The organism is Knoellia flava TL1 (assembly GCF_000768675.1).
Classification (GTDB): Bacteria; Actinomycetota; Actinomycetes; order Actinomycetales; family Dermatophilaceae; genus Knoellia; species Knoellia flava.
Genome location: NZ_AVPI01000001.1, coordinates 252,703 through 274,072 on the forward strand (window position 1 = coordinate 252,703; position 21,370 = coordinate 274,072).

General features: G+C 70.6%; 23 protein-coding genes. 6 read left to right on the forward strand and 17 right to left on the reverse strand.

Annotated elements, in window-relative coordinates; translation table 11 throughout:
• Positions 1–54: 54 nt before the first annotated feature.
• The 14 genes from N798_RS01345 to dnaK all read right to left on the reverse strand — a co-directional run bounded on the left by N798_RS01345 (position 55) and on the right by dnaK (position 15,289).
• Positions 55–759, reverse strand: coding sequence for an LppX_LprAFG lipoprotein (locus N798_RS01345; protein ID WP_035945532.1), 705 nt, complete (start codon positions 757–759; stop codon positions 55–57).
• 40 nt (positions 760–799) lie between these two features.
• Positions 800–3,364: an ATP-dependent chaperone ClpB gene (gene clpB, locus N798_RS01350; protein WP_035945533.1), complete on the reverse strand. Its 2,565-nt coding sequence runs from the start codon at positions 3,362–3,364 to the stop codon at positions 800–802.
• Between the two features lie 97 nt (positions 3,365–3,461).
• Positions 3,462–4,994 (reverse strand): LCP family protein, encoded by a 1,533-nt coding sequence (locus tag N798_RS01355; protein WP_052116793.1) that lies wholly within the window; start codon positions 4,992–4,994, stop codon positions 3,462–3,464.
• 30 nt (positions 4,995–5,024) lie between these two features.
• The gene (locus tag N798_RS17135) at positions 5,025–5,543 is read right to left on the reverse strand and encodes a glycerophosphodiester phosphodiesterase family protein (RefSeq protein WP_052116794.1); all 519 of its coding nucleotides are present in this window, start codon (positions 5,541–5,543) and stop codon (positions 5,025–5,027) included.
• Complete coding sequence (locus N798_RS18580; RefSeq protein WP_229708506.1) at positions 5,540–5,749, reverse strand: hypothetical protein; 210 nt, start codon at positions 5,747–5,749, stop codon at positions 5,540–5,542. The genes N798_RS17135 and N798_RS18580 overlap by 4 nt, the downstream gene beginning before the upstream one ends.
• Before the next feature lie 101 nt (positions 5,750–5,850).
• Complete coding sequence (locus N798_RS01365; protein WP_035945534.1) at positions 5,851–6,372, reverse strand: gluconokinase; 522 nt, start codon at positions 6,370–6,372, stop codon at positions 5,851–5,853.
• A 232-nt stretch (positions 6,373–6,604) separates the two neighbouring features.
• Complete coding sequence (locus tag N798_RS01370; protein ID WP_035945535.1) at positions 6,605–7,711, reverse strand: substrate-binding domain-containing protein; 1,107 nt, start codon at positions 7,709–7,711, stop codon at positions 6,605–6,607.
• Between the two features lie 86 nt (positions 7,712–7,797).
• Positions 7,798–9,048 (reverse strand): multiple monosaccharide ABC transporter permease, encoded by a 1,251-nt coding sequence (gene mmsB / locus N798_RS01375; RefSeq protein WP_035945537.1) that lies wholly within the window; start codon positions 9,046–9,048, stop codon positions 7,798–7,800.
• Positions 9,045–10,577, reverse strand: a complete 1,533-nt coding sequence (gene mmsA / locus N798_RS01380; RefSeq protein WP_052116796.1) for a multiple monosaccharide ABC transporter ATP-binding protein — start codon at positions 10,575–10,577, stop codon at positions 9,045–9,047. Before mmsA ends, mmsB begins: the two co-directional genes overlap by 4 nt.
• A 187-nt stretch (positions 10,578–10,764) precedes the next feature.
• Entirely contained in the window at positions 10,765–11,034 is a 270-nt protein-coding gene (locus N798_RS01385; RefSeq protein WP_035945539.1) for a hypothetical protein, read from the reverse strand.
• 110 nt (positions 11,035–11,144) lie between these two features.
• Positions 11,145–11,615, reverse strand: coding sequence for a heat shock protein transcriptional repressor HspR (locus N798_RS01390; RefSeq protein ID WP_035945540.1), 471 nt, complete (start codon positions 11,613–11,615; stop codon positions 11,145–11,147).
• 2 nt (positions 11,616–11,617) lie between these two features.
• The gene (locus N798_RS01395) at positions 11,618–12,649 is read right to left on the reverse strand and encodes a DnaJ C-terminal domain-containing protein (RefSeq protein WP_035945541.1); all 1,032 of its coding nucleotides are present in this window, start codon (positions 12,647–12,649) and stop codon (positions 11,618–11,620) included.
• A gap of 79 nt (positions 12,650–12,728) precedes the next feature.
• Entirely contained in the window at positions 12,729–13,391 is a 663-nt protein-coding gene (gene grpE, locus N798_RS01400; RefSeq protein WP_415751851.1) for a nucleotide exchange factor GrpE, read from the reverse strand.
• Positions 13,388–15,289, reverse strand: coding sequence for a molecular chaperone DnaK (dnaK, locus tag N798_RS01405; RefSeq protein WP_035945544.1), 1,902 nt, complete (start codon positions 15,287–15,289; stop codon positions 13,388–13,390). Before dnaK ends, grpE begins: the two co-directional genes overlap by 4 nt.
• Before the next feature lie 205 nt (positions 15,290–15,494).
• Here dnaK and N798_RS17990 point away from each other — a divergent pair, with 205 nt between their 5' ends.
• Positions 15,495–15,662 (forward strand): hypothetical protein, encoded by a 168-nt coding sequence (locus N798_RS17990; protein WP_156971565.1) that lies wholly within the window; start codon positions 15,495–15,497, stop codon positions 15,660–15,662.
• Between the two features lie 41 nt (positions 15,663–15,703).
• On the opposite strand, the gene N798_RS01410 is transcribed toward N798_RS17990, so the two are convergent.
• On the reverse strand, positions 15,704–16,036 hold the full coding sequence (locus N798_RS01410; protein WP_035945546.1) for a hypothetical protein: 333 nt from the start codon (positions 16,034–16,036) through the stop codon (positions 15,704–15,706).
• Positions 16,037–16,134: 98 nt separating this feature from the next.
• Here N798_RS01410 and N798_RS01415 point away from each other — a divergent pair, with 98 nt between their 5' ends.
• Positions 16,135–16,602, forward strand: a complete 468-nt coding sequence (locus N798_RS01415; RefSeq protein WP_156971566.1) for a hypothetical protein — start codon at positions 16,135–16,137, stop codon at positions 16,600–16,602.
• Positions 16,603–16,605: 3 nt separating this feature from the next.
• On the opposite strand, the gene N798_RS01420 is transcribed toward N798_RS01415, so the two are convergent.
• Positions 16,606–17,625 carry an NADP-dependent oxidoreductase gene (locus N798_RS01420; RefSeq protein WP_035945549.1) on the reverse strand — a complete coding sequence of 340 codons (1,020 nt, stop codon included), beginning with the start codon at positions 17,623–17,625 and terminating at the stop codon, positions 16,606–16,608.
• Between the two features lie 99 nt (positions 17,626–17,724).
• Here N798_RS01420 and N798_RS01425 point away from each other — a divergent pair, with 99 nt between their 5' ends.
• From N798_RS01425 to N798_RS01440, 4 genes are read left to right on the forward strand one after another with little or no spacing between them, the layout of a single operon-like run.
• Entirely contained in the window at positions 17,725–18,162 is a 438-nt protein-coding gene (locus N798_RS01425; RefSeq protein WP_035945551.1) for a MarR family winged helix-turn-helix transcriptional regulator, read from the forward strand.
• Between the two features lie 36 nt (positions 18,163–18,198).
• Positions 18,199–18,819 (forward strand): hypothetical protein, encoded by a 621-nt coding sequence (locus N798_RS01430; RefSeq protein WP_156971567.1) that lies wholly within the window; start codon positions 18,199–18,201, stop codon positions 18,817–18,819.
• Positions 18,816–19,415, forward strand: coding sequence for a hypothetical protein (locus tag N798_RS01435; RefSeq protein WP_035945554.1), 600 nt, complete (start codon positions 18,816–18,818; stop codon positions 19,413–19,415). The genes N798_RS01430 and N798_RS01435 overlap by 4 nt, the downstream gene beginning before the upstream one ends.
• Positions 19,412–20,074 carry a hypothetical protein gene (locus tag N798_RS01440; RefSeq protein ID WP_035945556.1) on the forward strand — a complete coding sequence of 221 codons (663 nt, stop codon included), beginning with the start codon at positions 19,412–19,414 and terminating at the stop codon, positions 20,072–20,074. Before N798_RS01435 ends, N798_RS01440 begins: the two co-directional genes overlap by 4 nt.
• Here the strand turns inward: N798_RS01440 and N798_RS01445 are convergent.
• Positions 20,052–21,344 carry a hypothetical protein gene (locus N798_RS01445; RefSeq protein ID WP_035945558.1) on the reverse strand — a complete coding sequence of 431 codons (1,293 nt, stop codon included), beginning with the start codon at positions 21,342–21,344 and terminating at the stop codon, positions 20,052–20,054. The genes N798_RS01440 and N798_RS01445 overlap by 23 nt on opposite strands.
• Between the last annotated feature and the right edge of the window lie 26 nt (positions 21,345–21,370).

Consider the following 21,370-nt stretch of genomic DNA (forward strand, 5'->3'; position numbering starts at 1 on the left):
GCTGTCGCGAGCAGCGCCCGGGGGCGAGCGGTCGTCGTCCGTCGCTCGTCTGTCCTAGGGGCGGGTGATCTCAACCGCGGTCCCGTAGTCCTTGAGGCGCAGGGTGAAGGTCGACGTCGTCCCGGCGAAGAACGGCCCGGTCATCTCGGCGAGCTGGAGCCGGTCGTCGTCGGTGATGCCGTAGGTCACCTCGAAGGTGCCCTTGCCGTCACCGAGGTTGAAGAGCTCCTTGATGCGGGAGCCGGGGAGCGTGCCGGAGTACTGCTGGAGGACGGTGGCGCCATCACGGACCTTGTCGCCGGCCGTGGGCGAGGCGGTGTCGACGAGCAGCTGCGAGATGCCCTTGGCCGGGTCGAAGAAGTTCGACGGGTTGGGGGCGCCGAGCTCCGCGAGGTCGGTCGGGTTGTAGCCCGGCGTGAAGAACTTCATGTATGCCGTGTCACCGATCGTGATGACCTCGGCCGACCCGCTCACGCCCTTGATCGTCGCCGTGACGCTGCCCTTGAACTTCGGCTCGGTCGCGCTGATCTCGCCGGTGCCGAGGGCGCCGGTCACGCCGTTCTCGGTCTTCGGCACGTTCTTGCTCGAGAGGGTCAGCCCGACGAACTTCGCCTTGTCGAACACGGCCTTGGCCTCGGTGAGTGCAGCCTTCGGGTCGGCCTTCGCCTCGGGCTCGGCCCCGCCGGAGCAGCCGGTGAGGAGTCCGAGGGTGGCGGCGGCGGCCGTGACCGACCCGGCCAGCAGAGCGCGTCGTCGCATGGCGCACACCCTACTGGCCGGGTCCTCGGTCATTCGGCAGTCACCGCAGGGCCAGGCCGTCGCCCTCCCGGTCGACCGTGACGGTCTGGCCGTCGCGGACCTCGCCCGCGAGCAGGGCGCGCGCGAGGCGGTCGCCGATCTCCTTCTGGACGAGTCGGCGCAGGGGACGAGCCCCGTATGCCGGGTCGTAGCCGGTCTCGGCGAGCCACGCGCGTGCCGCGTCGGTCACCTCGAGGTCGATGCGGCGGTCCTTGAGGCGCGTGCCGAGCGCCCGCACCTGGAGCTCGACGATGTGCGCGAGCTCGTCGCGGCTCAGCGGGTCGAAGACGACGACCTCGTCGAGCCGGTTGAGGAACTCGGGCTTGAAGGCGGTGCGCACCGCCGCCATGACGGCCTCGCGCTTGGCCTCCGGGTCCAGCGTCGGGTCGATGAGGAACTGGCTGCCGAGGTTGCTCGTCATGACGAGGATGACGTTGCGGAAGTCGACGGTGCGGCCCTGGCCGTCGGTGAGCCGCCCGTCGTCGAGGACCTGGAGGAGGATGTCGAAGGTCTCGGGGTGGGCCTTCTCGACCTCGTCGAGGAGGACGACGGAGTAGGGACGACGGCGGACCGCCTCGGTGAGCTGGCCGCCCTCCTCGTGGCCGATGTAGCCGGGGGGCGCGCCGATGAGGCGTGCGACGGCGTGCCGCTCGGAGTACTCCGACATGTCGATGCGGACCATCGCCCGCTCGTCGTCGAAGAGGAAGTCCGCGAGCGACTTGGCGAGCTCGGTCTTGCCGACGCCGGTGGGGCCGAGGAAGAGGAAGCTGCCCGTCGGCCGGTCGGGGTCCGCGATGCCGGCGCGGCTGCGACGGACGGCGTCGGCGACGGCCTGCACGGCGGAGGTCTGACCGATGAGGCGGGCGCCGATGATCGACTCCATCGAGAGCAGCTTCTCCGTCTCGCCCTGGAGCAGACGTCCGGCCGGGATGCCGGTCCACGCCGAGATCACCTCGGCGATGTCGTCGGCGCCGACCCGCTCCTTGACCATCAGGTCGTCGCCGCTGCGGGCGACCTCTGCCTCGCTCGCGGCGGCGAGCTGCTTCTCGAGCTCGGGGATCTCGCCGTAGAGCAGGCGGGAGGCGCCCTCGTAGTCGCCGTCGCGCTGCAGGCGCTCGGCGCGGGTCCGGGCGTCGTCGACCTGGGCCTTGAGGTCACCGACCCGGTTGAGGCCGGACTTCTCGGCGTCCCAGCGGGCGTTGAGGGCGGAGAGCTGCTCGGTCTTGTCGGCGAGGTCCTCGCGGAGGCGGGCGAGGCGCTCGACCGAGGCCTCGTCGGTCTCGCGCTCGAGGTGGAGCTCCTCCATCTTGAGCCGGTCGACGGCGCGGCGGAGCTCGTCGATCTCGACCGGGCTCGAGTCGATCTCCATGCGCAGGCGGGAGGCGGCCTCGTCGACGAGGTCGATCGCCTTGTCGGGCAGCTGGCGGCCGGTGATGTAGCGGTCGGACAGCGAGGCGGCCGCGACGAGGGCGGTGTCCTCAATCTCGACCTTGTGGTGCGCCTCGTAGCGCTCCTTGAGACCGCGCAGGATCGCGACGGTGTCCTCGACCGAGGGCTCGCCGACGAAGACCTGCTGGAAGCGGCGCTCGAGGGCGGGGTCCTTCTCGACGTGCTCACGGAACTCGTCGAGGGTCGTCGCGCCGACGAGCCGGAGCTCGCCTCGGGCGAGCATCGGCTTGAGCATGTTGCCGGCGTCCATCGCGCCCTCGCCGGTCGCGCCGGCACCGACGACGGTGTGGAGCTCGTCGATGAAGGTGACGATCTGGCCGTTGCTCGCCTTGATCTCCTCGAGGACGGCCTTGAGCCGCTCCTCGAACTCGCCGCGGTACTTCGCGCCCGCGACCATCGCGCCGAGGTCGAGGCTGATGAGGCGCTTGTCGCGCAGGGACTCGGGGACGTCGCCGTCGACGATGCGCTGCGCGAGGCCCTCGACGACGGCGGTCTTGCCGACGCCGGGCTCGCCGATGAGGACGGGGTTGTTCTTCGTGCGCCGTGAGAGGACCTGGACGACGCGGCGGATCTCGGAGTCACGGCCGATGACCGGGTCGAGCCGGCCGTCGCGGGCCATGCCGGTGAGGTCGGTGCCGTACTTCTCGAGCGACTCGCTGCCACTCTCCTGTGCCTCGGAGGTGACCTTGCGGCCGGCGCGCAGCTCGTCGATGCGCGCCTCGACCGCCTTGCCCGCCGACCGGTCGACGCCCGGCAGGGCACCCTTCTCGACGAGGGCGAGCACGAGCAGGTCGGTCGCGAGGTGGGTGTCGCCCTTGGCGGACATGAGGGTGCTCGCCTGCTGGAGGACGCCGAGCGCCGCCTGCCCGAGCGCGGGGGTGGCGGTGCTGGGACCGGAGCTCACCGGCATACGGGACAGCGCGGAGCGCGCGGCCGAGGTGACGGCCTCACCCGTGGTGCCGGCCGCCTCGAGCAGCGCCGGTGTCGAGGTGTCCGGCTGCTCGACGAGCGCGAGGGCGAGGTGGTCGGGGGTGATCTCCGGATGACCGGCCGCCTGGGCGGTGCGCTGGGCGAGCGCGAGCGCCTCGGCGACCTTGGTCGTCGGCGTGAGTTCCATCGTGGCTGTCTCCTGAGGATCGTGGGGTCACGGGTTCGTCAGGTGCAACGAGCACAGAGTTGAGTTGATTCCGCTCAACTCCGCGTCGGGGTGCGGGTCAGCAGGTGGCCGCGAGGTCCTGCACCTCGTCCGCCGGCTCGCTGGGGCTGGGCGTGCTCGACGACCGGGTCGGGGTCGGGCTGGGGGCCGGGGCCGAGGTCGAGGGCGCGGCCGACGGGGTGGTGGGCGAGATCGCGGCCTGCACGAGGGACCGGATCTTGTCGAAGTCCGGCTTCGCGACCCGCACGACCTTGTTGGTGATGGGCAGGCTGCGGATGGAACCGGTGTCCTGGACGGTCCCCACGAGCTCGGCCCAGGCCGGGAGCTCGGACGTCGGGATGTCGACGGTGAGGTTCCTCCTGACGACCTTGGCGAGGTCGGGGTAGTTGCGGAGGAGCTTGACCGGGTCGGCCTGGTCGATGATGGCACCGGCTACGCACCGCTGGCGACGCATGCGGCTGAAGTCGTCGCTGCCCGCGCGTGACCGGGCGTACCAGAGCGCGTGGTAGCCGTCGAGACGCTGCGGGCCCAGCTCGATCCACTCCCTCTTGTCGCCGACGAAGACGACCCTGCCGTTCACGAGCTTGCACGAGACGCAGACGCGCTCCTTGACGTCGATGTCGACACCGCCCATCGCGTCGACGAGCGACTGGAACCCCCGGAGGTTGACGACGAGGGTGCGGTCGATCGTCAGGCCGAGGATCTCGCCGATGACGTCCCGCGTCGAGGTGAGGCCGGGGTTCGGGTTCCCCGGGAAGAGGTCGGAGTGGTCGGTGGCGAGGGTCCAGATTCCGTTGAGCAGGCACTCGTCGCCGCAGTCGTAGCCGTTGGGGTACAGCGTCGACAGGGGGTTGCTGTCGGGGATCGGCACCCGCTCGAGGTTGCGCGGGAGGCTGAAGAGGACGGTGTCGCCGCGTTCGGTGTCGATGCTCGCGACCATCATCGAGTCGGTGCGGACACCGACGCGGCTGTCGGCCGCGTCCGACCCGAGGAGCAGGACGTTGACTCGCGGCTTGTCCGCCCAGGCGCTGGCGGTCCCGTCGTCGCCCTCGGGGTTGCCGCCGGTGAGCACCCCGACCACGTCATGCTGGATGCCGAGGTAGCGCACGGCGTTCGCGGCGGGCACCAGGACGAGCAGGCAGCAGACCGCGGCGAAGAGCGCGCGCCAGCCGGTGCCCGGCCCACGCGGAGCGGTCTCCCGCGCCGTGAGGAGAATGCCTGCACACCAGAGCAGCGCGCCCACGACCGTGGCCACGAGCAGCATGACGAGCATGCGCGGGCGCACGGCGAGGTCGAGGGCGGCCACGACGACGCCCTTGCGCCACGCGTAGAACACGACGAGCGCGCCCAGCAGCAGGGTCCCCGCGAGCAGGGCCATGCCGAAGCCCCGCCTGCGAGTGCCGAGGAGACCCGCGCCCGGGAGCACCGTGCTCAGCGCCGTGAGACCGAAGAACCGGCCGGACCCCCCGGTCGTGTCGTACTCGTCGTAGTCGTCCTCGTCGTGGCCGAGGTCGGAGTGGTCGTCGACCGAGTCGTCGGTGTCCTCGGCGCGCCGGGTGCCGCGGTTGCGGCGGGGGTCGTGGTTCTGCACGTGCCCATCATGCCGCGCACGGCTGTGGGATCAGTGAGGCTGGACCGAATCCCCGGCCGGATCGTTGCCCGGCCCGAACCAGGGCGCCGAGACGGCCGGCCGGACCGGCTCGACCCACTTCGGCAGGACGGTCTCCCGGCGCGAGGCACCCGTGGCCCATCGCCGCATGTGCGGTGCGACGTGAGCGCGCCACCAGAGCAGCTGCTCGCGGGCCGCGCGCGCGAACCCGGGCCGGTCGTCGGCACCCAGCGTGACCCGGGAAGCGCCGTGCCCCTTGACGACGTCGAAGATGTCCCTCAGCTCGGCCATCCGGGCGCCCCGCACCTGCTCCTGCTGGGGGTGACCCGGCAGCTGCTGGTAGCCACAGTCCATCGTCCGGATCTGGGCCAGGGTGAGGTTCTTGACGTAGTCGCCGACGTAGGGGAACTCCGGATCGCCGGGGAACGCGGGCCCGGTGTCCGCACACTTCGTACGGCTCACCTGGCGGTCGTGCGTCACGACGACCTTCTCGTCCTCGGTCACCTGGGTGTCGAGCTCGAGGGTGCTCACGCGAGCTCGAGCGCCTTGGCGAACGCCTCGGGGGTCGACTCGGTCGTGAGGCCCAGTCCCCCGCGGTGGGCCTGGAGGTCGAAGTGGGTCTTCTGGGGCAGGACGGCGTTGCCCACGGGTGCGTCGGGGACGGCCTGCGCCGGGGCCGCGATCCCGAACGGGGCGGCGGCCAGGGCCAAAGCGGCCAGTGTCTGGGGTGCTCTCATGACCTCGACGCTCCCCCCTTCGGACGGCGCGCACTCGGCAGGGACGTGACCGGAAGGCGAACTTCTCGTATGCCGTCGTCCCGGGCTCGCCGGGACTCGCTTCAGTCCGCGAGCTCGCCCAGCCGGGCGACGGCCTTGTCGATGAGCTCCCAGGGCGGGCGTCGCAGGTCCAGCACGACACCGGCCTCGTCCTCGTCCAGCGGCTCCAGCGTGTCGATCTGCGACCGCAGCAGGCTCGTCGGCATGAAGTGCCCCTCGCGCCCGGCCATGCGCTCGCGGATGACCTCGGCCGGACCGTCGAGGTGGACGAAGGTCACCGACGGCGGGCCGTCGCGCAGGACGTCGCGGTAGGTCCGCTTGAGGGCCGAGCACGTGATGATCGTCGAGACCCCAGCGGCCGACCTGGCCTCCATCCATTGCGCGAGGGCCGTGAGCCAGGGCCACCGGTCCTCGTCGGTGAGGGGAACCCCGCGCTCCATCCGGGCGATGTTCTCCGGCGGATGGAACTCGTCGGCCTCCGCGAACTCGTAGCCGGTCGCCTCGGCGATACCGCGGGCGACCGTGGTCTTGCCGCTGCCCGAGACCCCCATGACGACGATGTGAGTGGTGTGGCGCTCGCTCATCCGAGAGTCTCGCACGGGCGGTGCGCTGCGAGCTCGTCGAGCTTGGAGCACGTCGGCAGGCCGGTCCAATCCCGACGTGCTCGCGCCCCAAGCCCCGGTAGCACGGCGCGGTCGAATTTCTCCGCGCACGGCATACGGGTCTGAGGGCAGACGCGCCGTCCCACGACGCACCTCGGCCCCGTCACCACGGGTGACGGGGCCGAGGACGCGAGTGCCGCCGAAGCGGCTCGGCTCACTGGGTGAGCTTGCTCAGGGTCGGGTCGTTGGCGTAGGCCTCCTTGGCGTTCGCCTTGGTGACGATGAGCGGCTCGAGCAGGTTGGCCGGGACGACCTTGACGCCGTTGTCGTAGGACTTCTCGTCGTTGACGGTCGGCTTCTCACCCTTCTGCAGCGCCTGGACCATCTCGATGGTGGCCTTGACGAGGTTGCGGGTGTCCTTGTTGATCGTCGAGTACTGCTCGCCGGCCATGATCGACTTCACGGACTCGACCTCGGAGTCCTGACCGGTGACGACCGGGACGGGCTTGCCGGCGGCCTTGACCGAGGTGATGATCGCGCGGGCGAGTGTGTCGTTCGGCGAGAGGACGCCGTCGAGCGCGGCCGAGCTGTAGGACGCCGAGAGCAGGGTGTCCATGCGCTTCTGCGCGTTCTCGGCCTTCCAGCCCTGGGTGACGGCCTGGTTGAAGTTCGTCTGGCCCGAGGTGACCTTGAGCGTGCCGTCGTCGATCTTCGGCTTGAGGACGCTCATCGCGCCGTCGAAGAAGACCTGCGCGTTGGCGTCGTCGGGCGAGCCGGCGAAGAGCTCGATGTTGTAGGGGCCGGACGGCTTCTTGGCCGCCATGCCCTCGAGGAGCGCGTTGCCCTGGAGAACGCCGACCTTGAAGTTGTCGTAGGCGACGTAGTAGTCGACCGCGTCGGTGTTCTTGAGAAGACGGTCGTAGGCGATGACGGTCGCGCCGGCGTCCTTGGCCGCCTTGACCTGGGTGCCGAGCTGCGCGCCGTCGATGGCGCCGACGACGATGACCTTGGCGCCCTTGGTCACCATCGACTGGATCTGGTTCTGCTGTTCGCCGACACCACCGTTGGCGAACTGCACGTCGGCCTTGAAGCCGGCCTTTGCGAGGTCGTCCTTGAAGAGCTGCTCGGCGAGGACCCAGTTCTCCGACGTCTTTTGCGGCAGGGACACACCGATGAGCGAGTTGGCCTCGAAGCCGCCGGCACCGCCGGAGGCGGAGCTGTCGGAACCCGAGGCGGGGGTCTCCTCGTCAGCCCGGCCGCAGCCGGTCAGTGCGAGGGCGGCGACGGCGGTGGCCGCCATCAGCTTGGTGAGGGAACGCATGTCGTCTCTTTCTTTCGTATGCCGTGGCGCACCCGGGGCGGAAGCGTCACTGTCCTGCCTATTCAGTTGTGCGGTGGCGAGCGGGCTCAGGACTCCTGCTTGACGGTCTCGCCCGTCTCCTTCGTCGCCCGGCCACCGAAGTTCTGCATGAGGAGGCCGGTGATCGAGCGCCGGCCCTGGCTCTTGTTGTAGACGTCGAACGCGACGGCCGCGAGCAGCACGAGGCCCTTGATGATCTGGGTCATGTCGGCGCCGACGCCGAGCAGCTGCAGGCCGTTGTTGAGCACGGCCATGACGAGACCACCGATGACGGCCCCGACGACGGTGCCGACACCACCGGTGACGGCGGCGCCGCCGATGAAGACGGCGGCGATGGCGTCGAGCTCCCAGCCGACGCCGTCGAACGGGCCGGAGGCGTTGGAGCGCGCGACGAACATCATCCCGGCGAGCGAGGCGAGGACCGACATGTTCATCATCACGAGGAAGTTGACTCGCTTGGAGCGCACACCGGAGAGCTCGGCGGCGTGACGGTTGCCACCGACGGCGTAGACGTGGCGACCGATGATCGTGCGCGTCGAGATGAACCCGTAGAGCAGGACGAGGGCGCCGAGGATGAGAGCCGAGATCGGCAGCGACGTCCCCGGGCGACCGGAGGCCATGAGCAACGCCACGGCGAGGATGGCGACCGAGATGAGGGCGAGCCGGATCCACATGACCGTGCCGTCCTCGAGCTCGGCGCCGATCTTCTTCTGGTTGCGCCGGTTGCGCAGCGTGCCGAGGATGATCGCCGCACAGACGAGCAGTCCGATGAGCACGGTGAGGTTGTTGTAGCCGGTGTTGGGCCCGACCTCGGGCAGGTAGCCGGCACCGATGGTCTGGAAGTCCTCGCCCACCGGCACGGTGTTGGACTTGCCGACGTACTGGTTCGCGCCGCGGAAGATGAGCATGCCCGCGAGGGTGACGATGAAGGCCGGGATCCCGACCTGAGCCACCCAGAACCCCTGCCATGCACCCACGACCACGCCGATGCCGAGGCCGAGCAGGATGCCCAGCCACCACGGGATGCCCCAGTCGCGCATCGCGATGGCGACGACGATGCCGGCGAAGGCCGCGACCGAGCCGACCGAGAGGTCGATGTGCCCGGCGATGATGACGAGCACCATGCCGATCGCCATGACGAGGATGTAGCTGTTGCCCTGGAAGATGTTGATGACGTTGCCGGGGTCGAGCGTGAGCCCGTCCGTGAGGACCTGGAAGAGCACGATGAGGAACACCAGGGCGAAGATCATCCCGAACTGGCGGGTGTCTCCACCGAAGATTTCCTTGATCTTGTTCATGCAGCGTCCTTCGGAGTGCTGGACTGCGACGTCCTGGTCATGAGCCGCATGAGCGACTCCTGGTTGGCCTCGGCCTTGTCGAGGACACCGGTGACCCGGCCCTCGCTGATCGTGTAGATGCGGTCGCTCAGCCCGAGCAGCTCGGGCAGCTCGGAGCTCACGACGATGACGCCCTTGCCCTGGCTCGCGAGGCGCTGGATGATCCCGTAGATCTCGTACTTGGCGCCGACGTCGATGCCGCGGGTGGGCTCGTCGAGGATGAGCAGGTCGGGGTCGGTGAAGAGCCACTTGCTCAGGACGACCTTCTGCTGGTTGCCGCCCGAGAGCTTGGCCACGCCGTAGTCGACCGACGGGGTCTTGGTGCGCAGCTGCTTGCGGTAGTCGTCGGCCGCGGAGTGCTCGGCGCGGCGGTCGATGACGAGGTTGTGCGCGATCTTCTTGAGCTTGGCCGACACCGTCGTCGTCTTGATGTCGTCGAGGAGGTTGAGCCCGAGCGACTTGCGGTCCTCGGTGACGTAGCCGATGCCGGCGTCGATCGCCGCGGGCACGCTGCGCAGGTCGACCTTCTTGCCGTTGAGCCACATCTCGCCGCCGAGCCACGTGCCGTAGGAGTGGCCGAAGATCGAGCGCATGAGCTCGGTGCGGCCCGAGCCCATGAGGCCGGCAAACCCGACGATCTCGCCGCGGCGGACGAAGAACTCGGACTGCTTGGCGACGAGCCGCTCGGGGACCTGCGGGTGGGCGACGGTCCAGCCCTTGACCTCGAAGATCACCTCGCCGATGTCGGGGGTGTGGTCGGGGAAGCGCGACTCGAGCGAACGGCCGACCATGCCGCGGATGATGCGGTCCTCGTCGACGGCACCCTGGCGCACGTCGAGCGTCTCGACCGTCTGGCCGTCGCGGATGATCGTGATCGCGTTGGCGATGGCCTCGATCTCGTTGAGCTTGTGGCTGATCATGATCGAGGTGATGCCCTTGGCCTGCAGGCCGCGGATGAGGTCGAGCAGGTGGCGCGAGTCCTCCTCGTTGAGCGCCGCCGTGGGCTCGTCGAGGATGAGCAGCTGCACGTCCTTGGCGAGGGCCTTGGCGATCTCGACGAGCTGCTGCTTGCCGACACCGATGTTCTTGATCGGGGTCTCGGGGTCCTCGGCCAGGCCGACGCGGGCGAGAAGGTCGCGGGCGCGGTTGTTGGTCTTGACCCAGTCGATGGCGCCCCGCTTCGTCTCCTCGTTGCCGAGGAAGATGTTCTCGGCGATGGAGAGCTCGGGGATGAGCGCCAGCTCCTGGTGGATGATGACGATGCCCGCGTGCTCGGAGTCGCGGATGTTGTTGAAGGTGACCTCGGCGCCGTTGTAGCGGATCGTGCCGTCGTAGGAGCCGTGCGGGTGGACGCCCGACAGGACCTTCATCAGGGTCGACTTGCCGGCGCCGTTCTCGCCGCAGATCGCGTGGACGTCACCTCGACGGACCGTCAGGTTGACGTCGGACAGGGCCTTGACACCGGGGAATGTCTTGGTGATGCCCGTCATCTCAAGGATGGGTGCCGGATCGGCCACGTCGTCTCCTCGTCGAATCGCACCGCGGACCTCACTGGCTCGGTGCTTGGATGCTAGACCCAGACCCTGTCAGGAGCGGGATGTTCCGGAGTCGGACGCGCGGCTTGTCCGGTGGACAAGCCGAAGTGGACAAAACGGGCGTTCGACGACCGCGCTCCGGTCAGGGGATCGTCGGCTCCGGGTCGTACCAGCCGCCCCGCTCCTCGGCGAGCGCGCTGAACCGCTCGCGCAGGCCGCTCTCGACCGGGCCGGACGGGTCGTCGACCATCTCCTCACGGATGTGGACGGCCCACTCGGCGTCCTCCGCGTCGTCCTCTCCCGCGTGCGCGATCCGCAGGACCCGCACCTCCGTGAAGCCCTCCTCGTCGAGCTCGGTGGCGATCTCGTCGGCGGTCTCGCGCTCGGGGAAGAGGAGAAGGTGCTCGGTCACGAGCCGAAGCGTATGCCGTCCGCCGCCTCCCGACCGACTTCTTGCCCGGATGCGACACCTCGCTGGCGCTCGGTGTCGCATCCGGGCAAGAAGTCGAAGGTGCCGGGGGGTCAGGGGCGCCAGAGGACGAGCGCCTGCGAGGCGCTGCCCGCACCCGAGCCGGAGCCGGGACGACGGCGGGGGCGCTCACCGAGACGGCTGGCGAAGATCTCGCCGCCCGGGCCGACCGAGAAGATCCGCGAGCCCCCCGACGCCGCGGTCTCGAGCCGCTCCACCTCGCGGGACAGCTCGGCGACGCGGGCGCGCAGCGCGGCCACGGAGTTCTCGAGCTCGAGGATGCGGGCGATGCCGGCGAGGCTCACGCCCTCCTCCTGCGATAGCCGCTGGATCTCGCGGAGCAGCGCGACGTCGCGGGCGGAGTAGCGGCGGCCGCCGCCCCGGGTGCGCGACGGGGTGACGAGCCCGAGCCGGTCGTACTGGCGCAGCGTCTGCGCGTGCATGCCCGCGAGCTCGGCCGCGACCGAGATGACGAAGACGGGTGCCTCGTCGTCCGGTCGCGGCTGGGCCTGGCGCGCTGCCATGATCAGGCCCTGGCCCGCTCGGCGAGGTCGGCCCGCGGGTCGGTGCCCTCGGCCTCGGCGCGCAGCACCTCGACGGCCTCGCGGGCGCGGTCGGAGAGCTCGGAGGGCACGACGACCTGCACCTTGGCGAGCAGGTCGCCCGTGCCGCTCTTGCCTGCGACCCCGCGGCCCTTGACGCGCAGGACGCGCCCGGACGGGGTGCCGGGCGCGATGCGCACCCTGACGCTCGACCCGTCGAGCGTAGGCACGGCGACCGTCGCACCGAGCGCGGCCTCCGCGAAGGTCACCGGGAGGTCGACCGTGAGGTTGTCGCCGTCGCGCCCGAAGACGGGGTGCTTCTCGACGGCGACGGTGAGGATGAGGTCACCCGCGGCCGCTCCCGGCTCGCCGGGCTGGCCCTTGCCCCGCAGCCGGATCTTCTGGCCGTCCTTGACCCCGGCCGGGATGCGCGCCGTGATCGTGCGACCCTCTGCGGTGCGCAGCGTCACCGTCGAACCCTCGACGGCATCGCGGAACGGCAGCGTCGTCGAGGCCTGGACGTCGGCGCCCTTGCGGGGACCCCGAGTGGCGCCGTAGCCGGCATACCCCGGTTGCGGACGGCCGCCGCCCCCGGCGGCTCCCCCGAACATCTGGGCGAGGAGGTCGTTGATGTCCTCCCCACCGCCGCCGGGGTAGCCGCCGTAGGAGCCACCACCGGTGTCGAAGCGGACGCGCTGCCCGCCACCGCCGAAGTGGCTGAAGATGTCGTCGAAGCCGCCGTTGCCCCCCGGCCCCCCCGCGGTGAAGCGCGCGCCGCCGCGCGCCATCTGGCGCACCGCGTCGTACTCCTCACGCTGCTTGGGGTCGGACAGCACCGCGTGGGCCTCGCCGATGTCCTTGAACTTCTGCTCGGCGGCCGTGTCCCCGGGGTTCTTGTCGGGGTGGTGGGTGCGCGCGAGCTTGCGGTAGGCCTTCTTGATCGCACCGGAGTCGGCGTCCTTGGGGACGCCGAGGATCGCGTAGAAGTCCTTCTCGAACCAGTCCTGGCTCGCCATCAGCGCCTCCTCTCGGACATCGTATGCCGTTGCGCCACAGGGGCGTTCGGCGTGCGGACCGGCGTCGTGCCGAGCCGCCTCACTCGGGGTCGGCGACCGCGACCCGCGCGGGACGCAGGACCTGGTCGCCGGTGCGGTAGCCGGGCTGGAGCACCTGGACGACGGTCGTCGTCGTCGCGTCGGTGGGCAGCTCGGCGTTGGAGGCGTCCCAGGCGGCGTGCATGAGCGCCTCGTGGTGCATCGGGTCGAAGGGCTCGCCGACCGCACCGAAGCGGATCAGCCCGAACTTGCCCAGGCTCGACTCGAGCTTGTCGGCGATCGCCGCGAACGGGCCGTCGGTGAGGTCACCGTGGTCGCGGGCGAGCTGGATGTCGTCGAGGACCGGCAGCAGCGAGTCGAGGACGTCGCGCACCGCACGCTCCTGGACCGCGGCACGGTCCCGGTCGACGCGGCGCTTGTAGTTGACGTACTCCGCGTTGAGCCGCTGGAGGTCGTCGAGCCGCTGCGCCGCGAGCGCCGTGTCGGGGTGCTCGCCACCGTCGCCGTCGACCGGCTCCTCGTCGTCGGCGGGCACGTCGTCGGCGGGCACGTCGCCCGCGGGGGCGGTGGCCCCGGCCGAAGCCGGAGCCACCTCCTCACCGTCGTTGGCGGACTCGGTGTTGATCGCGTCGTCGGAGGACTCGTCGTCCACGAGCTCGGCGTCGACGACCTCGTCCTCACCCGGCATACGGGGGTCGGTCACTTCTTCTCCTCGTCGTCCTCGACGACCTCGGCGTCGACCACGTCGGAGTCGTCGTTCGCCTGGGCACCGGCCTGCTCGGCGCCGTCGCTGGACTCGCCACCGGGCACGTCACCGGACTCGCCCTGCTCGGCCGCCGCGGCGTACATCGCGGCGCCCATCTTCTGGGACTCCTCGTTGAGGTGGTCGATCTTGGCCTGGATCTCGTCGCGGGAGAGCGTCGACTCGGGCTTGATCGCCTCCTTGAGGTCGGCGAGGGCGGTGTCGACCGGGCTGCGCTGCTCGTCGGTGAGCTTGTCACCGGACTCGCTGAGGAACTTCTCGGTCGAGAAGACGAGCGACTCGGCCATGTTGCGGGTCTCGGTCTCCTCGCGACGCTTCTTGTCCTCGTCGGCGTGGGCCTCGGCGTCCTTGACCATGCGGTCGATCTCCTCCTTGGACAGCGCGCTGCCGCCCGAGATGGTGATCTTCTGCTCCTTGCCGGTGCCGCGGTCCTTGGCGGTCACGTGGACGATGCCGTTGGCGTCGATGTCGAAGGTGACCTCGACCTGCGGCACGCCGCGGGGGGCGGGCGCGATGCCGGAGAGCTCGAAGGTGCCGAGCGCCTTGTTCTGCTGGGCGATCTCGCGCTCACCCTGGAAGACCTGGATGAGGACCGACGGCTGGTTGTCCTCGGCCGTCGAGAAGACCTCGGAGCGCTTGGTCGGGATGGCCGTGTTGCGCTCGATGAGCTTGGTGAAGAGCCCACCCTTGGTCTCGATGCCGAGCGAGAGGGGCGTGACGTCGATGAGGAGGACGTCCTTGCGCTCGCCCTTGAGGACACCGGCCTGGAGCGCCGCGCCGAGCGCGACGACCTCGTCGGGGTTGACGCCCTTGTTGGGCTCCTTGCCGCCGGTGAGCTCCTTGACGAGCTCGGTCACGGCCGGCATACGGGTCGAGCCACCGACGAGGACCACGTGGTCGATGTCGGAGAGCTGGATGCCCGCGTCCTTGATGACGTTCTGGAACGGCTGCTTGGTGCGGTCGAGGAGGTCCTTGGTCATCTGCTCGAACTGGGCGCGGGTCAGCGTCTCGTCGAGGTGGATGGGGCCGTTCTCGCTCATCGAGAGGTACTGCATCGAGATCGTCGTCGAGCTGGCCGAGGAGAGCTCCTTCTTGGCCTGCTCGGCGGCGTCGCGCAGACGCTGCATGGCGATCTTGTCCTTGGACAGGTCGACGCCGGTGTTGTTCTTCACGGTCGTGAGGAGGTGCTTGACGACGCGGTCGTCCCAGTCGTCGCCACCGAGCTGGTTGTCACCGCTCGTCGCACGGACCTGGATCGTCGAGAAGCCGTCCTCCGGGTCCTTGCCGACCTCGAGGAGGGACACGTCGAAGGTGCCGCCACCGAGGTCGAAGACGAGGATCAGCTCGTCCTCCTTGCCCTTGTCGAGGCCGTAGGCGAGGGCGGCGGCGGTCGGCTCGTTGACGATGCGCAGGACGTTGAGGCCCGCGATCTCACCGGCCTCCTTGGTGGCCTGGCGCTCGGCGTCGTCGAAGTAGGCGGGGACGGTGATGACCGCGTCGGTGACGGGCTCACCGAGGTAGGACTCGGCGTCGCGCTTGAGCTTCTGGAGCGTGCGGGCGCTGATCTCCTGCGCGGTGTACTTCTTGCCGTCGATGTCGGCGCTCGTCCAGTCGGTGCCCATGTGGCGCTTGACGGAGCGGAGGGTGCGGTCGGCGTTGGTCACGGCCTGGCGCTTGGCGATCTCGCCGACGAGGACCTCACCGCCCTTGGAGAAGGCGACGACCGACGGGGTGGTGCGGCCACCCTCGGCGTTCGCGATGATCGTGGGCTCGCCACCCTCGAGGACGGCGACGGCGGAGTTGGTGGTTCCGAGGTCGATACCGACTGCACGGGCCATGTGACTGTCTCCTTGCGTTGAGCTTGGGTTGAGTTGCTGTCACTCAAGTTAGGAGCCCGTGTGCCGGGTGGCAAATCCGTGCGTCCAAACTTGCGTTCACTCGGCTCAACTCTCGCCCCGGACCAAATGTTCCCGGGGTCGGGCTCCGACCCGGCTCGCCGCGCTCTGCGGCGCCGCTGTCGGTGGCCCGCCCTACGGTGTCCACATGGCTGAGGAGAGCACCACGAGGCGCCTGCGGGTGGTCCGCGAGGCGCGTCCTGTCGACATCTCCAACGACATCGCCGCAGAGGTCGCGGGCGATCTCGAGCGCGAGGACTACTGGGCGCGGCTCGAGGAGCTGCGGGCGGAGCGGGCCCGCCTGCTCGCGGGCTGAGCGCCCCTGTCGGAGCTCGCGCCTCTCAGAGCTCACGCCTCTCAAAGCTGCAGGATGACCGCGCAGACGAGCAGCGAGGAGTGCACGCCCTTGGGGTCGTGCAGGTCCCCGGGTTCGGTGGCGGTCCGGTCCGCACGCGCCCGCACCGCCGCGCCGGGGTCCTCGGCGACGAGGTCCTCGCACAGGCCGGCGACGACCGCCGCCGCGTCGTGCTCGTCGAGCCCGTCGAGCGCGAGCCCGTCGTGCAGCAGCGTCGCCGCCTCGCGGAAGACCTCACGGGCCATCTCGCGGTCGACCTCGGACCGGGCGTCGGCCACCTCCTCGGCAGTGGCGAGCAGCCGGTCGTAGGGCGGTCCGAAGGCGGCGTCGGTCATCTCCCGAGAGTCCCAGCGAGGCGGGCCCGGGCACAACCGTGTTACGGGGCTTGGCGACGGACTGACGGACGGGACCCCACCTCGCTAGCGTCGCCCGCATGAGGCGCGTGGCGGTGGGGCTGCTCCTGGCCGGCGGGCTCGCTGGCGCCTTGACCGGGTGCGGCGAGACGCCCGGACCTGGGCGGCCCGAGCCCGCACCCACGCTCACGCCGACCCCGGCGATCCGGGCGACGACGACCCCGGCGCCGGCACCGACCGGCGTGCCGCGCGACGGCCGCGGGATCGCCGCGCTCCACCAGGCAGGCGCCTACGCGGTGCAGGTCCAGAGCGCGGTGCAGGCCGAGGTCGACCGGCTCGAGCCGGGGGTCACCCACGTCGTCGCCTGCCGGCCGGTCCCCATGCAGCACATCCCGGGGGCGAGCACCCGGTGCGACGTCGTCCCGGAGGGCGGGCTTCCGCAGATGTGGACAGCCGTGACGATGCAGGGGTCGGCACCGGACGGCGGCCTCGTCGTCGAGGTGAGCAGGGGCGAGCGGACCGACCTGCCGGCCTTCCCACCGGGCTGAGCCTCAGCCGAGCGAGACGACCATCTTGCCGGTGTTCTCGCCACGCATGAGGCCGAGGAAGGCGTCGACGCCGCTCTCGATGCCCTCGACCCGGGTCTCGGCGTAGGTCAGCTCGCCCGAGGCCAGCCAGCCGCCGACCTCCTCGACGAACTGCGGCTGCAGCGCGGCGTGGTCGCCGACGAGCATCCCCTGCAGGCGCAGCCGCTTGCCGATGACGAGCGCGAGGTTGCGCGGCCCGGGCGTCGGCTCGGTCGCGTTGTACTGCGCGATCATCCCGCAGATGGCCACGCGACCGTGCACCTTGAGCGACGAGATCGCGGCCTCGAGGTGCTCGCCGCCGACGTTGTCGAAGTAGACGTCGATGCCGTCGGGGGCGGCCTCACGGAGCTGCTGGGCGACCGGGCCGTCCTTGTAGTTGAAGGCCGCGTCGAAGCCGTACTCCTCGACGAGCAGGCGCACCTTCTCGTCGGAGCCGGCCGAGCCGATGACGCGCGAGGCGCCCTTGAGCCGGGCGATCTGCCCGACCTGGCTGCCGACGGCGCCAGCCGCCCCCGAGACGAAGACCGCGTCGCCGGGCCGGAAGGACGCGACCTCGAGCAGACCCGCGTATGCCGTCAGCCCCGTCATCCCGAGGACGCCGAGGTAGGCCGAGAGCGGGGCCCGCGAGGGGTCGACCTTGACGACGGCGGCCCCGTCGACCTCGGCGTACTCGCGCCAGCCCAGCCCGTGCAGGACGTGGTCGCCGACGGCGACGCCCTCGGCCGCGGACGCGACGACCTCGCCGACGGCGCCACCCTCCATGGGTCGGTCCAGCTGGAACGGCGGGGTGTAGGACTTCACGTCGTTCATCCGGCCGCGCATGTAGGGGTCGACCGAGAAGTGGAGGTTGCGCACGAGGACCTTGCCGTCGGCGGGAGCGGAGACCGGAGCCTCGCGCAGCGCGAAGTCATCGGTCGTCGGCCAGCCCTGGGGGCGGGCGACGAGGTGCCACTCGCGGCTGGTCGTGGGAAGTGCGGCGGTCATGTGTGGAGACTCTCCTCGGGCGCGACAGAAACTTCAGAACATGAAACACCATGCGTTGAGATATTTCAGGTTGTCAAATAATTCGCCTATCCTCGAGGCATGGCCACCTCGCGCACCGACCCGCTCACCCTCGAGGTCGTCGACCTCATCGGGTCCGTCGTGGCGCGCTACCACGCGGAGTACGACCGGGCCGCCGCGGCACACTCGCTCACCGGGGCACAGGCCCGGCTGCTGGCGCTGCTCGCCGTCGAGCCGCTGCCCATGCGCAGGATCGCGCGGACCCTGCGGTGCGAGCCCTCCAACGTCACCGGCATCGTCGACCGGCTCGAGGCCCGAGGACTCGTCGAGCGCCGGCCCGATCCCGCCGACCGCCGGGTCAAGGTCGCCGCGGCCACGACCGAGGGCGCCCGCACAGCGCGGCGGCTCCGCGCGTCGCTCGGGTTCGCCCGAGAGCCACTCGCCGAGCTCTCCCACAAGGAGCGGACGACCCTGCGCGACCTCCTGCAGCGGATGGTCGGAGACCCGGACGGCTCCTGACCTCACCGGCCCCGACGATTCCCTACACTCCCTGCCATGGGGGAGAACGCGACGGCTGGACGAGGCGTGCTCGGGCGCGCCCGCGGCTTCGTCAAGGGCAGGCCGGCGAGCCAGAAGGTGGGTGGCGGCGTCGCCGCGGCGCTGCTCGCGAGCGCGCCGTTCGGCGGGCTCGCCGCGGTGCCCGAGCCCGGGCCCGAGCCGATCGCCAAGGGCAAGGCCGTCATGGTCGGGCCCTACGAGGTCGTCGTCGACCAGGTCGTCGAGCTGCCCGACCTCAAGCCGGCGGTCTCCCCCGAGCCGTCGGAGCGGGTCGTCGTCGTCGACATGAAGGTCACCCTCACGGGTGACCGACCGGAGTATGCCGTCACGCTCACGAAGAACGTCTCCCTCACCGGTGGTGGCGTCGAGGTCGTCGACGGTCCGGACCTCTACTTCGTCGAGGACGCCACCCGCATGTCGAACATCAACCCGGGCCTCACCTACCGGCTCGCGCTCACCTACACGACCTCGGGTCCGTGGCAGGGCGACTCGGTCACGGTGAGCAGCAACCTCGTGGAGTTCCGCGAGGAGGACAAGCAGACCCTCGATCCCGACGCGTGGGTCGCCCGCGACAAGATCCAGTCGCGCGGGACCTTCCCCCTCGTGAGGCGCTCATGAGGCGCAGCATCGCCCTGGCCGCCTTCGTCCTCGCCGCCATGGGGATCGGGCGCCTCATCACCGACCACGTCCCGACGGGCGACGTCGCCGACAAGCCCTTCACGCACGCCGGCGTCGTGGGCGAGAAGGTCGCCCTCGACTACGCCGACGTCACCGTCACGGGGGTCCACGTCACCCCGACGATCATGGGCAACCCCGCCTCGGCCGCGGGGGGCCGCTTCCTCGTCGTCGACACCGAGCTCGTCGCCACCCGCGAGCCGGTCTTCATGGCCGGCTTCTTCCTCGTCGACGCCAGCGACCACCGTTGGATCTCCTCGACCCGCGGCAGTGAGTGCGTGACCAACGCCAAGCTCTCGACCGGCGTGCGGCACTATGCGAGCTTCTGCTTCGACGTGCCCAAGCGCGCGCTGTCCGGTGCGCGTCTCGTCGCGACCCGGGGCATGTGGACCTCGCACGAGTCCGAGTTCCGTCGCGACGACCTCGCCGACGTGGACCTCGGCATCGCGGCCGCCGAGGCCGACACCCTGTGGGCCGGCACCGACCCGGTCAACGTCAAGGAGAGCGGCCCCGTCCCGCCCGCGGAGGCCCGCCGATGAGCACCACCGCGACGCCCCCGACCCGCGCCACCCGCCCCCGCCGCCCGAGCCGCTGGTGGATGGCGGCCCTCCCCGTCGCCGTGGCCGCGATGCTCGTCGCGAACGGCTACCGCGTGCCCGTCTTCTGGTACCAGTCCGGTCAGCACCACGAGCTCGCCTCGGGCGACCGAGGCGAGTGGGTGCGGGTCACCGAGGAGTACACCGACGCGATCGGCGACACCACGCGGACCTACGAGGTGCGGCTCGCGGGGCTGGGAGGTGAGAGCACGGCATACGAGGACGACGGCGGTGACGAGTTCACGCTCGCCGACGGGATGGTCGCGCGCACGGTCGACCTCGACTTCCGCGCCGCGCCGGACCAGGCGCTCAAGAACTGCGCGGTCACCCTCGTCGACGACGAGGGTCGGCAGTACCGCGTCGGCCACATCTCCGACGGCATCGGGCCGTCGGTGACCAACTGCGTCCCCGAGGAGACACCCGGGCCCAGCGTCGTCATCTTCGAGACCGAGCGCCGCGGCGCCCTGCCACCGAAGGAGAAGCCGCGACCGACCGAGTGGTCGTCGTCGCCGACGATCGCCGTGCCGAAGGACGCGCGGTTCGTCGAGGTGCGGATCTCGTTCGAGAACCCCGACTACGTCACGCTCCGGCTTCCGCGCTGACCTCTCGCGGCGCGGTCGGCTGCGGCTCGGCGTCCGCCGGGTGCAGCTTCGGGCCGAGCAGCCAGTCGATGGCGGCGGCGAGCAGGGCTGCGGCGAGCACCATCGTGATCGCGAGGCCGACGGCCTTCTCCATCGGTGAGAACGCCAGCCACGTGTCGGTCTGGAGCGGCCCGATGGCGAGCCGGAGCAGCTGCCCGACGATCCACGGGATGCGGATGACGAGAAGGAAGGCCAGGCAGAAGGTGAGCATCGGCAGCAGGCCGGCGGTCGCCATCATCCGCAGCCCGTTCCAGAACGCCGACCACCGCTCGCGCACGTCTGCCACGAGCCCGCCACCGAAGCGGCGCACCGGCGCCGGGATGCGCTCCCACCGCGGGTCCGGCTGCCGCGCCGGCTCCTCCGGCCCGGAGAGCTTGTGCCCGAGGACGACGGCGCCGACCGTGATCCACGCGAGCGGGACGATGACGACGGCGTCTATCGCACCCACGAGCCCGAAGAGCCACGTCGTCGCGGTGTCGACGGGGTTGGCCAGCGGGCCGAGGGACGTGATGACCTGGTCGTACTCGTCGAGGACGAGTCGTGACGCCCGGCGCTCCTGCACCCAGGCGACACCGTCCTCGCGGAACTCGGCGACCTTCTGCGCGACCTGCGAGGTGTAGTAGACCTCGACGAGTGCACCGGCGAACGCGAGCCAGAGGAAGCGGGTCACGCTCTCGAACTTGCCGAGCGCGTAGCGCACCACCCAAGCGATGACGACGATGGCGAGCACGACCTGCCAGTCGTAGATCGCGAGACGCGAGGCGAAGTCGATGTCGGGCGGCTCCCCCAGCGTGAACTGGTTGAACTCGTCGTAGGCCGCCTCGTTGGTGAACCGGTAGAGGTCCTCCTTGAGCAGCCCGTAGGACACGTAGACCGCGAGGAAGGGCACGAGCACACTGACCGCGACGTCGACGAGCCGCAGCTCGCGCTTCTCGGTCGGCGCCTGCCGGGCCTCGCGGCGCGACAGCTCGGCGACGTTGGGCAGCGCGCCGCGGGTCATCCAGAGCATGGCGATCATCGCGAGGAGGAAGCCGAGAGGCGCGAGCACGAGGATGAGCTGGGCGACGAAGGCGTTGTGGTCGCTCACCTCGACGGCGACCCAGAGCGCGCCGCTGCGCAGCGCCAGCCCGAGGCACGCGATGACGACGAAGGGCGCCCAGTAGACGCGGAGCACCCGCCAGGCGGACACGAGCACCGCGGGGATGTCGCGCACCCTCATCTCGTCGTTCATCGCCCATCCCCCGGTAGTCGCCGCCC